Annotated in this window: 11 protein-coding genes and 1 riboswitch; of the genes, 1 reads left to right on the top strand and 10 read right to left on the bottom strand. The window is 51.2% G+C overall.

Annotation, left to right across the window (positions count from 1 at the left end; translation table 11 throughout):
- The first annotated feature begins 78 nt into the window (after window positions 1-78).
- The gene (locus QMF38_RS10765) at window positions 79-1,332 is read left to right on the top strand and encodes an MFS transporter (RefSeq protein ID WP_058094326.1); all 1,254 of its coding nucleotides are present in this window, start codon (window positions 79-81) and stop codon (window positions 1,330-1,332) included.
- Window positions 1,333-1,388: 56 nt separating this feature from the next.
- Here QMF38_RS10765 and QMF38_RS10760 read toward each other — a convergent pair whose 3' ends face one another.
- From QMF38_RS10760 to QMF38_RS10715, 10 genes are all read right to left on the bottom strand, one after another.
- Entirely contained in the window at window positions 1,389-2,333 is a 945-nt protein-coding gene (locus QMF38_RS10760; RefSeq protein ID WP_281759479.1) for an aminopeptidase, read from the bottom strand.
- 162 nt (window positions 2,334-2,495) lie between these two features.
- Window positions 2,496-3,251, bottom strand: a complete 756-nt coding sequence (locus QMF38_RS10755; RefSeq protein ID WP_058094327.1) for a hypothetical protein — start codon at window positions 3,249-3,251, stop codon at window positions 2,496-2,498.
- 46 nt (window positions 3,252-3,297) lie between these two features.
- A riboswitch (cyclic di-GMP riboswitch) is annotated at window positions 3,298-3,383 on the bottom strand.
- A 128-nt stretch (window positions 3,384-3,511) separates the two neighbouring features.
- Window positions 3,512-4,153: a tetratricopeptide repeat protein gene (locus QMF38_RS10750; RefSeq protein ID WP_058094328.1), complete on the bottom strand. Its 642-nt coding sequence runs from the start codon at window positions 4,151-4,153 to the stop codon at window positions 3,512-3,514.
- A 187-nt stretch (window positions 4,154-4,340) separates the two neighbouring features.
- Window positions 4,341-6,707: a hypothetical protein gene (locus QMF38_RS10745; protein ID WP_281759425.1), complete on the bottom strand. Its 2,367-nt coding sequence runs from the start codon at window positions 6,705-6,707 to the stop codon at window positions 4,341-4,343.
- A gap of 375 nt (window positions 6,708-7,082) precedes the next feature.
- The gene (gene rfbC / locus QMF38_RS10740; RefSeq protein WP_281759424.1) at window positions 7,083-7,628 is read right to left on the bottom strand and encodes a dTDP-4-dehydrorhamnose 3,5-epimerase; all 546 of its coding nucleotides are present in this window, start codon (window positions 7,626-7,628) and stop codon (window positions 7,083-7,085) included.
- A complete protein-coding gene (gene rfbD, locus QMF38_RS10735; protein ID WP_058094332.1) occupies window positions 7,615-8,478 on the bottom strand; it encodes a dTDP-4-dehydrorhamnose reductase in 864 nt (287 codons plus the stop codon). Before rfbD ends, rfbC begins: the two co-directional genes overlap by 14 nt.
- On the bottom strand, window positions 8,475-9,500 hold the full coding sequence (gene rfbB, locus QMF38_RS10730) for a dTDP-glucose 4,6-dehydratase (RefSeq protein ID WP_281759423.1): 1,026 nt from the start codon (window positions 9,498-9,500) through the stop codon (window positions 8,475-8,477). Before rfbB ends, rfbD begins: the two co-directional genes overlap by 4 nt.
- 36 nt (window positions 9,501-9,536) lie before the next feature.
- Complete coding sequence (locus QMF38_RS10725; protein WP_058094334.1) at window positions 9,537-10,280, bottom strand: sugar phosphate nucleotidyltransferase; 744 nt, start codon at window positions 10,278-10,280, stop codon at window positions 9,537-9,539.
- A gap of 191 nt (window positions 10,281-10,471) precedes the next feature.
- Window positions 10,472-12,625, bottom strand: a complete 2,154-nt coding sequence (locus tag QMF38_RS10720; RefSeq protein ID WP_281759422.1) for a glycosyltransferase family 2 protein — start codon at window positions 12,623-12,625, stop codon at window positions 10,472-10,474.
- A 21-nt stretch (window positions 12,626-12,646) separates the two neighbouring features.
- Window positions 12,647-13,387, bottom strand: coding sequence for an ABC transporter ATP-binding protein (locus QMF38_RS10715; RefSeq protein ID WP_058094337.1), 741 nt, complete (start codon window positions 13,385-13,387; stop codon window positions 12,647-12,649).
- Between the last annotated feature and the right edge of the window lie 5 nt (window positions 13,388-13,392).

The following is a 13,392-nucleotide window of genomic DNA, read 5'->3' as shown; positions in this document are numbered from 1 at the left end:
GTAAACAAACGCTAACTTGGAATCTGGCGCCCATGAGACAAGACGGGGTGTCAATCCTGTAAGTGGGAGCCCACACGCATGAATCGTTCACACAGCCAGACCCACGCACAGCCTCTTCCGAAAGAGTCCTATGCGTTTGTCCTTGCCAGTCTATTCAATTCGATGGGCAGTGCCCTCATCTGGCCCCTGACAACTATTTATGTGCACAATGTTTTACACCGCAATTATGCAGATGCCGGCATTGCACTGTTCTTTCAATCGCTGGCTACCATCGTCGGCCAGGTGATGGGCGGGGCGCTTTACGCTCGCCTTGGCCCCCGCAAGCTCATCATCGGCTCGCTCGTGTTGACCGGCTGTGCGCAGTGGAGCATCATCTTCGCGCGCACCTGGCCATCCTATGTCACCGCCATGACCGTCAACGCCTTTCTCGTTGCCATCACGATGCCCGCAGTCAACGGCTTCGTCGGCCAAAGGTGGCGGGCGGTGAGCACGCGGCTTTTCAACGTCATGTACGTCAGCAACAACGTGGGTGTGGCCATCGGCACGACGCTCGCAGGGATTCTTGCGTCCATCTCCTTTTCCTTTACGTTTCTCATCAATGGCCTATCCACGCTGATGTTTGCCGGCTTTCTGGCCGTATTTATGCGCCGCTTCTCCAACGACGAGTTGGCGGATTGGCAGGCGGGTTTTGGCGCTACACGCCAGCAAAGCCCCATCCTGCTGCTTACACGGTACCATTTGTACGCGTTTGTCGGCATCGGTTCCATGCTCGTGAACTTGGCGACGTCCGCTTGGAACTCCGGTGTCGCCCCCTACTTAAATCAGGCAGGGCAATCGCCCGCTTCGTACAGCCTGCTGTGGACCGTGAACGGGATTGTCATCCTCGTCGGGCAGCCGGTGACCAGCTTCATCAATCGGCGGCTCACACAATCCCTCGCGTCGCGGCTCACTGCAAGCGCTATCCTCTATGGCTGTGCCTATGCGCTCATTTTGGCGACCCACGCGACCTATGCGTTGCTCATGGTGGGCATGGTGGTTGCCACGCTCGGCGAAATGCTTATCGCCCCCACCATCCCCGCGCTCGTCACCACGACCGCACGAGAGCATGCCGCCTTTTATCTCGGCGTAGCCGGAGGCATCGGCAGCGGCGGCCGCCTCATTGGCCCCATACTCTTTGGCACCTTGTTCGATCACGCTGGCCTCCCCCCGATTCTCTGGGTGGCGATGGGCGCGTGCGCGATGGCCGTCATGGTCTTCATCGTGCAGCAGCGTTTGGGACAAGCGGCGCCCCATGCGTCTTATGAGACCACAGACGAGATGGGGCGATTGTAGCTGGCGCACGAGGCTCGGCACCACTCGCCTCATACCATAATCCGCAAGGTCATGTCTCACACAAGCAGTTTTCCGTTTTTCATCACCAGTTCGTCGTCGAGATACAGCGTCGGCGCCAGCATGACGACATCCAAGTGCACTCCCGCTTCCACAGTGCCGCCAAACGTCGCGTTGCTGCCAAAGGCCACATGCACCGTGCCTAAGGCCTTTTCATCTTCAAGAATCACACCCGTCAGCCGCGCTTTATCATTCGTGCCGATACCCAGTTCCGCGACGTTTCGGGCAGCGGGCGTGTCTCCGAGCATCGTAAGCCACTCGTCCGCGCGCTCACCCTCCGCCGCGACAAGCAACCCCTCGCGCACGGTAAGGCGCACCGGCGTCTGCACAAGCCCGATGCCCGCCAGCGATCCGTCCACGACCAACTCCCCTGTCGCCGTCCCTTCCACCGGCGCGAGATACGCCTCGCCGGATGGTGCATTCCCTGCTTCCCCTGGATTGCGATAGACACCCGTGCTCGCAATGCCGTGCCTGCCCGCCAAAGAACAGGTGAACACCGCACCGTCTTTTTCGATCCGTGCCACCCGCGCCCTCGTCAGCCGCTCGGCCACCTTATGCGTCAATGCGGCGACCGCGGAAAAGTCTGCCGTCATCGGGCCGTGTTCAAACATATCCTCCGTCACGCCCGGCATCGTGGCCACGCGCGCCCCCGCGTCGGAGGCCCGTTTTCGCGCCTGCGTATGCGTGAGTGATTTCCATGTCGGGCAGACCACCACATCCGCCGCAGCCATGGCTGCCGCAACCGCCGCCGGCGGCTCTGCTCCGTTTTTCGCGCGCGGCTCCATCTCCACAAGGATGGATTCCGCACCGATATCCTTCCCGGCCTGCCATAAACTGCGGCAAATCGCGTCCCGTGTTCCATCTGAGACAATCACTAACGTTTCGCCCGCCTGCAACCCCATCGCATTTACCAGCATGTTGCGCGCTGCATCAATCAATGCCATCGCCTGCACCATACCCTTCTCTTTTACTTGGACGACGCTCTTTCCTCATGCGTCCTTCATCATAACAAAACCCCACCCGCCTGTGCGGGTGAGGTCATGGTTGTTGTGATAGGGAAGAGTCAGTGCCAAGTCATCCACATGACATTCAGTTGTGACTATCCATCAACCTGCTGAGTTGCCTGTGCCATTTGACGCGTCCGTCGCATTGGTGGCGGTGTTGCCTGTCGAGTTGGTCGTGGTCACCGTTACGCCACCTGTGCTGTTCGCCGTCGTATTGCTTGTGGTGCTCGTGTTGTTGCTCGTAGACGTGGTTGCGTTGCTCGTGCTATTTGATGTGCTGACTGTCACGCCGCCAGTTGTGTTTGTGCTGCCAGACGCCTGAGCGGTACCTTCCACCTTGCTCCAATTGGCTTCGAGTTGCGCGAGCGCTTGTTGCACCTGTGCTTCATACGTGGCAATAGCCGCCGTGATGGCTGCTTGATTGCCTTTCGCTTTGGCAATGGCACGCTCAAGCTGCCCATGCGCCTGGGCAATCTTCACATTCGTCTCCGCCGTCAGCCGGTTTGCAGCCTGCATCAGAATCACGGGTTGCTTATCGTCATCACGCTTTTTCTGCTGATCCTTTGCATCCCGCTTGTCATCTTTAGCTTGCCACTTGCCGTGGCCATGTGCGTCATCTCCACTCGTATTCGCCGTGGTGTTGGCACTCGTAGAGACGCTTGCCGTGGAATTTCCGACGATGACATTTGATGTAGCGTTGGCATCGGTGTCCGCCGACCATGTCCAGCCTTGTCCATGTCCGGGATGCGCGCGATGTACGTCACCCCGCGTTGCGGCGTATGCGACCGATGTGGCAGAAGCAATGACAATCGCTGCAGCTCCGATAGACATCATAGATTTCTTTGTAAAGCGGCCCATGTCTGAAATCCTCCCGAAAAGGTCGATTGGCGGTCATTGGGCCCAAGCGGGCAACTGGCTGGCATCATCCACCTGGATGAAGCCCCTCTAGCTTTGCGTCCCATACTTTCGCATGGTTTGCTTTTGACCGGCCTACAACTAGATTTCGAGAGTAGGGAGGAGAGTACGGGGGTTCTGGTTAATCATTCCACACCGAAATATAGATTGCCCTAACCACATCGGTTACATGCAGTTAGGGCAAAGCTTCGATCACGCGAACATCACTTGCTGCTATTCGCTTTACTTGCGGATTGGCCGCCTTCTAAAGTTTGTAGTTCAGATTGTAAGGTAGCATAGGCCGGATCGGACGATTTGACCTTTTTCAATCCTGTCTCAATCACCGATTTTGCGGCTGATACATCTCCTAACTTGGCTTCTGCTGCGGCCAGTTGATACCAGCCAAACGCGTAACTCGGATCAACCTTGGTGGACTGCTCGTAATATGGGATTGCAGACTTTACATCGTTCTTCAGAATGCGATACACATTCCCAATTGCCGTTAATGCCTCACCCGAGTTCGGCTGCAACGCGGCTGCCCGTTTATAATACGTAATAGCCGTACTCGCATCGCCATTCATTAGCGCGCTTTGTGCCGCCGTCAACTGCGCTTTGTAGCTTTTAACATCCTTTTGCGCAATTTGGACCAGATGCTGTTGATTAGCCTTCCCGGCAATGGTTTTCGATCCCGTTATAAGGTTGTTGCCGTGTGTAACAGCCGTCTCGTTTGGATTGGTCAACTTAGCCGTCACTTTCGAATTTGTGCTATTGTTCGAAGACGCAGTATTAGTTTGTCCACACCCAGACAACGCTACAATACAAGCAATCATGCATCCAACTGAAGCAAACGCTGCTCGTTTCTTCATCCTATCTCCTCCGTTGGTCCGTGATGATTTGGGCCACGTAGACATTCCATACCACTACAACAAAACGTGTCTGTATGAAGGACATACAGACACCAGCAATCGTTCTATCAAATTGTAGCATAGAGTGCCTAGAAGGTCATTGCTTGGTCCACATTACCGCGTGATCACTAAAGTGGTAACGGTAATATCAATAATTAGGAACAAAGTACACGCTGCCCACGACCGACGACTGTGACGCCGCATAACCCGGTCCTTGAGCAATAACACTGACCGTAAAGTTTCCTCCTTGCCCATTCGTCATCTGTGCAAGTTCCTTAACATCGTCAGCGCTGAATGTATAAGACGTCGATGTCGACCAAAAACCGGCCTCATACGGATTATTTGAATCCGACGGGTTTTGCGCAACAAGCTGAATGTTGTATACGCTCGCTCCCTGAACTGGGTTCCAAGACACCGTGAGGTTTCCGTCGGCGTCTTCTCTCAGAGTTCCACCAATAGGCGCATCAATCTCCTGAATGTTGGCCGCTGTCCCATACGTTTGGGCGACAACTGATCCAGATGACGAAATACCAGACACCTGAATACTGTAGTCGCCAGACTGAATCGGCGTACCTGCAATACTCCAGCTGTACTCACCATTCTGATAAGTGACGTAATCTGTTGGAACACCACTCTCCCAACTTGATCCTCCTGATGATTGCGGGTTGCCTTGAATAAAATACATGGAAGCACCACCCATTGGAATCCAACTTACAATAAGTGAAGATGGATCGAATGTAGGTGCTTGATACGCGGAAACGTAGGTAGCCCCACTCGATCCGCCGTAGTTCGCGCCGGGCATTGAAGTCGGATTGACGCTGACCCCAGTTGCCTGGGACTGCAGACTATTTCCGTAGGGGATACCATCAACGTTCCCCGCATACTGCGCTTGTAACTGATAATTACCAGATGGAGCGGCACCAGACAAATCTAGATATCCATCACTCGCCAACGTCTGCACGTTGTACGTCTGAGCTGGATCGCCCGCAGTTTTCAGTGTCATGTCTATCCACGTTGCGTCGAGCGCAGGAGACCAACTCACGATATTGTTGTTGACAGAAAGGACGGGCGTAGCCAGCAGCCCATTTTCCGGTGGAGCACCCGGATCTACTTGCGCAATCTTCAATGGTTCAGTTGTTGCATTCTGTCCACTTGATGTACTGGTTCCTGATGTACTGGTTCCTGATGTACTGGTTCCTGATGTACTGGTTCCTGATGTACTGGTTCCTGATGTACTGGTTCCTGATGTACTGGTTCCCGATGCACTTGTTCCTGACGCACTGGTTCCTGCCGTACTTGGACTTGTCGCACTTGGAAGCCCGGGCAGGGATCCCTGCACACCCGTTCCTTGCACAGCGCTAACCGTACCCGTTCCAACCACGGTGACCGTAGCACTCGTCGACGCAATGGTCCCTACGTTGCCGTTCACAACTAGATTTACAGAAGCTTTTCCAGTTACATTCACGGTTGTCACACTGGCACCTTGCTGCACAGTAACCGCCGCACCACTTTCGGATACCTGGACATTGTTGACTTGAGTGCCAGGCTGCACAACGACATTGGCACTGGCCGCGACAATTACATCGGGAAAGGGAGTCGTACCTGAAAGCATAATCGATGGTGCGGACTCTATCAGCAAGTCACCAAGCGTACCACTGGCATTATCCAAGGATACAGCGTATTTTTCACTTGGCCCAATCTCAGTCGTCTGAATAGCGGTCCCACCATTCGCCACGATATGAACAGGGCTAGAGCTCGCTACGACGAGTTGCGGCGCAGCGACACCGTCCAGATGGATAGAGTGAGTAGCACCGGATTCTACAACAATCTGCCCTGTGACCGTAACATTCTTCAAAGTAACATCGCCATTCGATCCAGGGTTTAAATACACATTCCCGTTAATCCGTGCATTTTGAATGCGCGTGTTGGTACCAAGGACAATGACATTTCCATTGACATCGGTTGGAGATGCAGCATCACCGAGAGATTGATTTCGGTTTAGTATTTTTGGAAACGCACCCTTCGGCTGCAAAGACCACACATGTCCATTCCAAGCTGTAGACAAGTTGAGCTGAGTCGTTAAAAAGGTGAAATACCAGATTGGGAAGAATACAGTAGGTTTTTTTGAGGACGGATCGATAGCAACCAATGAATTAAGGCGGTGAATCAGCTTACCGTTGAGCAAAACACGAGTCGACCCGGTGCCGGCTGCACTCTGCCCGGAACCAACAGGCATACCTTCAGGAGTTGTAATGTTAAGTGTGTGACTAACACCATCCCACGTTGCATCAAGACCGAGTGACTTCAGCCCCTGCAGGAGATACCATATTGGCATATAGGTAGTTGTAACTTTCCCATCTTTGGCGACGACGGTTTGCACGTGTGCTGTGTACGATCCTACTTGCAAAGTAGCGGTTGCCCTAGTCTGTACATTGGCCATCGTCACAGGCACATAAGTCAAGGATCCGAGTGTAATCCCGACGGCTAGGAATGACGGCAAAGAACGCACTCCCATACAGCGCCCCCCTTAAAATCAAAATATATGTACGAGAGATAAATGATCGCCACCGAATATATCACGCCAGTCATTACCTATCAAGGAGGATTGCGTTGGGTTCACAGATGGGTGGCCACTTGTCGGCTTAGTGGCGACGATGCCCAAGATTTAATCCGCTTGTGGTTGGGCGCCTTAACCTTCTCGCTACCCCAAGTGCCGAGGCTATCTGCTTGAAAAGAGTGCACTGAACACTAGACTGCTGGAAGTGCGCATATGTGCCAATTGCCCCACGACACTCCCCCGACTCCCTATATGACAGGCCTCGCGGGGAGTGAGAAGCAAAGAGCATACCCAGCACAACCAGTTAAGCAGAGTGTTATACTGAACGCTCTATCAGAAATTCATCTCCGCCTCGCAAAACCGCGGGTGTTTTGCATCCTTTTCTGACAGTACCGCCTTCGTCGTAGGCCATGGAATACCTAGATCCGGGTCGTCCCATAGGATGCCTCGGTCATGTTCGGGTGAATAATAAGAATCAACCTTGTACATCACGTGTGTGTTGGGGACAAGCGTACAAAATCCGTGCGCAAAGCCTTTCGGCACATAAAGCTGCCTGTGATTGTCTGCAGTCAAAATCACTGCAACCCAGCGGCCAAACGTTGAGGAGTGGCGACGGATGTCGAGCACTACATCATAAATGGCACCTTGTGCGACACGTACCAGCTTTGTCTGCGCTGCGGGTTGTAATTGATAGTGTAAGCCTCGCACTGTTCCGGCGACAGCCGAATACGAGTGGTTATCTTGAATAAAATCCTCGTCTACACCCAGTGATGAAAATCCTTTCCGATTGTAACTTTCCGTGAAAAAGCCACGCCCGTCGCCAAACACATCGGGCTCTATCAGAAACACGCCTTCAATCCCCGTCTCAATTCTTTTCATAATAGACCTCCCTCCACTCCTGCATAAAGGCCTGTAGTGCATCACGCCATGGCCGTAAAGGCTCGAACCCAGAGGCGATGAGCATTGTCTGACCTAAAACCGAATATTTCGGTCTTGGGGCCGGCCTTGGAAATTCATCGGTCGTGCACGGAACGACCGGTGTTCGCAGACCCGCCTCCTTCAAAATGGCTTCCGCGAACTCGTACCATGAACACTGGCCACTATTTGTAGCGTGGTAAACTCCATAAGCCTCAGTCGCTACAAGATCTAGTAAGAAACGAGATAAATCCTTCGTATACGTTGGTGAGCCAGTTTGATCCGCCACAACTTTTAAGCGCTCGAGTTGCTCGGCCATTTTCAAAATTGTCTTCACAAAGTTACCGCCATAGCAGCCAAATACCCATGAAGTACGAACAATAAACCACCGGGTGGACAAGCCTTGAACCAGTAATTCTCCAGCGCGTTTCGACTTGCCATAGACGGATGTAGGGTTTGTATTGTCATACTCACCGTATGGACCGTCGGCATCCCCATCAAATACATAGTCTGTACTGATGTAGCACAACTTTGCTCCCGTTTCCTCCGCGACTATCGCCACATTTCGCGTCCCCAATGCATTCACCCGATACGCACTTTCAGGATCCGACTCCGCCAAGTCCACAGCCGTATAGGCGGCCGCATGTATGACTACATCCGGTTGCAACTCACGGACTTTCGAACGAACCAACGTGATATCCGTGATATCCATCTCCTGATGCGAAAGCCCAATGACTTCGACACCATTCCTTTGAGGATAGCGAACAAGTTCTTTACCCAGTTGTCCACTCGCACCCGTCACAAGTACTCTCAAAAGCGGCTCTCCCCCAATCGGGCACCGTACATCTTCTCGTAATAGTTCCGATACGTACCATCACGCACCGCGACCCACCACTCGCGATGATTGAGATACCACTCGATAGTCTCGGAGATACCCGATTCAAATGTGTAGCGTGGCTTCCAACCAAGCTCGGCACGAATTTTGCGTGCGTCGATGGCATAGCGCCGATCATGCCCTGGTCTGTCCGCGATGTGACGAATCAAAGACTCAGGCTTGCCCAAATACTTCAGGACAGTTCGCACAATGTCGAGGTTAGTCCGCTCGTTGTTCCCGCCAATGTTATACACCTCTCCACCTTTACCTTGGCGCATGACAAGATCAATGCCAGCACAGTGGTCCCAGACATGGAGCCAATCGCGAACTTGCTGTCCGTCGCCATACACAGGTAACGGTTTGTCCTCAAGAGCGTTGATGATCATGAGCGGAATTAACTTCTCAGGAAACTGGTAAGGACCGTAGTTATTGGAGCAACGGGTAATATTGACATCCATCCCATAGGTCTCGTGATAAGCGCGCACAATCAGATCTGCGCTAGCTTTGCTTGCGGAGTAGGGACTGTTTGGCTGTATAGGCGTCGTTTCCGTGAAAGCATCATCATCTGGGGCGAGAGTTCCGTAGACCTCGTCTGTTGACACCTGGACGAACTTTTTGACGCCGTACTTTTTCGCCGCGTCGAGAAGGACTTGTGTCCCCATGACATTTGTTCGCACAAACGCGCTTGGATCCAGAATACTCCGATCTACATGTGACTCCGCCGCGAAGTTGACAATTACATCAAAGCCTTGCTCAACGAGCGGCTCAATCTCGTTCGCATTTGTGATATCGGCCTTAACAAATGCATACTGCTTTGCGTCTACGTCCCTAAGGTTATCCAAGTTCCCTGCGTAGGTTAAAGCATCAATATTGACAATCTGGTCTTCCGGATGCGAAGACCGCATATAGCGAATGAAGTTACTACCAATGAATCCGGCTCCGCCAGTAATCAAGATTCTCATTGCGCCACCTCGAACATCTATGTGTAAAAACCTTTGTTATAGACTACCATTATCATATGGAGGGCCATAAAGAATGCTTTGGGCAAGTTCATGCGCTCTCGCCAACGACTTGTGGGTACCGGCATCCGTCCACCAGCCCTGAAGCACGTCATACGTAAGCAACCCTCGCCGCAGGTACTCATTATTGACATCTGTGATTTCGAGCTCGCCGCGAGCCGAGGGCTTCAGCGTTCGAATAATACTGAAAACGTCCGAGTCATACATATAGATACCAGTAACAGCATAGGAGCTCTTTGGTTTCGTTGGTTTTTCTTCAATACCTACAATGTGATCTCCGTCAAGCTCTGGTACACCATAACGCTCGGGATCATGCACTTCTTTGATCAATATCTTAGCCCCGTGTCGTTGCTGGTGAAATCGATGCACATATGGTGAAATATCATCTTCAAATACATTATCCCCAAGAATGACAACGAGTTGATCCTTACCAACAAACTCTTCCGCAAGTCCCAATGCCTGCGCGATACCACCCGCCTGATCCTGAACGCGATAGGTAAATTCAGCCCCAAAGGCATGACCGCTTCCTAACAAGTTCACCACGTCACCCATATGTTCCTTACCGGTGACCACTAGGATATCCCGTATATCGGAGGAGATAAACTTATTGATGGCATGATAAATCATTGGATATTTCCCAACAGGCAGGAGATGTTTATTTGTGATTTTTGTAAGCGGGTACAAGCGAGATCCTGTCCCGCCGGCTAAAATTACGCCTTTCATCCGAGTCCCCATCAGTACGCCCCTCTCAGAACCCTACAAATTAGGTATGCTCATCGACAAAATTATCATAGCCGTAACCGAACTATTTAAAGTGATCCACGCAGTGCGACCGTCACGCCTTTTCAAAGAAGCTATTCCGCATTGTGATCGATAACCTCGCCCCGTTTCGCCCCCCGTGTGCCCAAACATGCTTAAGCCAGCACCCTACTTAACTCTTCGTCAAAAAAAATCGATTTAACAACCTTATCATGGATCACCTCCAAACCTTTGGAGTAAGAGCTCCTACCCGTTCCAAGTGAACGTTTGGCATCATCCTCTATCGCCCAAGTGAGAAGCCCTACTGTTGAATGACTTTCCAACAGGTTGAATACAACCCTTAAGTCGCGCCTCGTGTGGTAAGTGCACCACAACTCAAAGATTGCACCGAGGGCTTCCTCGCTATGAATATTTTCGCTTTTTAGCAACTCCGCTAGCTTAACCTCCACCCCGTGGTCCACATTGTTGAAAGAGCGAAGTGTTCCACCTGTGAGATGCGCCACTGCACGACTTGAGTCAAAGCTAAAGTCTTCTTTATCGAGTGTTAGGAAAGGACTGTAATAGGGATCATCAATGATGTACTTGCTCCATTTTGCCCTAAGCATGTCCATCTCCCACTTTGTGACTCGAGGATCACGGGATGCAGACTCGTGGTGAATAAGCTGGGCATGTGGAGTTACCAAGTTTCTGTAGCCCAGTTCAAACACCCTAATGCAAAAGTCAACATCATTATAAGTGACTGGGAAATCAATCTGGTCAAAACCACCGGCCTCACTGAAAATGTGTTTTTGAACAGCTAGACACGCTCCTGTCACAGCTAGGTAATTCCTAACAGAGATCAAACTTCCAAAGTAACCGGGACTCGAATTAGGAAATCCTCGATGTGGGTGCGCCGCCGCTCCCCCGAGGCCCACGGCGATTCCTGAATGTTGAATGCGCCCGTTTGGATAAAGAAGCTTCGCTCCTACACACCCGACACCAGGCCGAGTTGCATGAGAAACCAACTCCTTTAGCCAATCCCGTGTAGTGACCTCTATATCGTTGTTCAAGAAAACCAAAACATCCCCTGACGCATGTGCTGCACCGACGTTGTTTAAACGAGAATGATTAAACTGGCCATCGTCGCGAACGACGGCAATCCCTTTGTCGCTTAAACACTGTAAATAGTTCAAGGTCATGTAATCACGACTTCCATTGTCGACGACTATCAACTCATAATTCTTGTAGTCGGTTCGCGTCAGTATACTGTTAACACACTGATGCAGTAAGTCTTGTCGGTCCCTTGTACATATAATAATGGAAACTTTAGGTTCGGAAGAGAGATTATACGTCACCCGGTAGTAACCATCTATGCCGGCTTGCTCAACGCTTGCACTAACCCTATTATGCGATAAATGCTCCTCTAGCGCACGGCGTCCCCGTTCGTACGCATATGGCTTCGCGTTTGACGCAAGGGCAACCGACCCCTCAATCATTCGCCAGTGGTAGGCTATGTAGCGGACGTGCCCGATTTTATCGGTCAGAGCTGACGCACGAAGAATCAGGTCGTAGTCTTGGGAACCGTCAAAATCGCTCCTCAAACCGCCTACTCGTTTTAGAAAATCAGCCCTATAAAGACAGAAATGGGTGATATAGTTATGCGAATACAAAAGGTCAGGTGACCAATCTGGCTTGCAGAATGGATCGCTTCTTCTACCGCGGGAATCAATCTTATCTTCATCGGTGTATATCACATCATAGGGCGCTTCCTGTATCTTGCGGACAACCATTTCTATCGCCCGAGGATCCAACTCGTCGTCGTGGTCTAGAAACCCAACATAATCACCCGTGGCCAACCCGATCGCTAAATTACTCGCATTGGAAATACCAGTACTGCCAGCTGAACAGACAACTTTGACCCTTTTATCACGAAGTTGATATGAGGCAAGCAGAGACGCAATTTCCTCGTCTGCAGGGAAGTCATTGCATATGCAAAGTTCAATATTAGGATAGGACTGACGGAGAACAGAGTCTACAGCTAGTCGTAAATATTCTGGCTTAACACGGTATACGGGCATCACGATAGAAATTAAACACTTGTAATCATCGTCCTCCCCAATGATAGTCGCATCAGCGGCCGTTACAACTGAATTCTCCATATACCTTACGAACCGCTGATAGCCCCACGTCTCCTGAGTGCTGAGACGAAGCTTTACTACTGAAGCAGTACCCATTATGCCTCTTTTGCGGACGGAGCCGGCGAGTTTTCTCCATTCACTCATCTTCGAGACTCTATATATAATTTCCCTAATGTACCGAATTGCTCCCATGCAAATACACCTCACTAAATCTTAAATTGAATTCAGATGCAAGTACGCCTGTATTTGTTCTTTCGCTGTCCCTACACTCGCCGTGCCATCTCCTTTCAGTAGGAGCACGTTCTCACACAACCGTTGTATGGAAGAAAGATCATGCGACACATACAAGACAGTAACTCCTCCTGCTCGTAGTTCAGAGATTTTTCTAAGACACTTTTCTTGAAAATTAGAATCTCCCACCGACAGAACCTCGTCCGCAATTAGCACTTCCGGCTGAGAGTGTACAGCTACAGAAAAAGCCAGACGCATATACATACCCGATGAATAATATTTGACTGGCACGTCAATAAACTTTCCATCTATGCCCGAAAAATCAACGATAGATTCGAGTTCCCTTTTCAATTCACTCTTGGTAAGGCCTAGAATAGTCCCATAAAGGAATATATTCTCCCTTCCTGTCAGATCAGGTTGGAATCCTGCCCCAACCTCCAAAAGCGACGATACCCTCCCCTTGACGGAAACAGTCCCTTTGTTCGGATAGAGGATGCCTGCAGCCATTTTGAGTATGGTGCTCTTACCAGCACCATTCGGACCAATAATCCCGAAAGTCTCACCCTCAGCGACCGCAAACGTTAAATCGCGCACGACCCCATGTCGGGTATGCTCTCCGTACTTCCTTCCTTTACCCAAGACTGACACAATTGCATCTTTAATCCCATTCGTTCTGTGGCCAATCAAGAAATACTTGGTAACTCTATCAAATTCTACAACCAAACTCC

The sequence above is a fragment of the Alicyclobacillus hesperidum subsp. aegles genome, from assembly GCF_027923525.1.
Lineage (GTDB): Bacteria > Bacillota > Bacilli > Alicyclobacillales > Alicyclobacillaceae > Alicyclobacillus > Alicyclobacillus aegles.
This window is presented reverse-complemented; position numbering and strand designations above follow the sequence as displayed.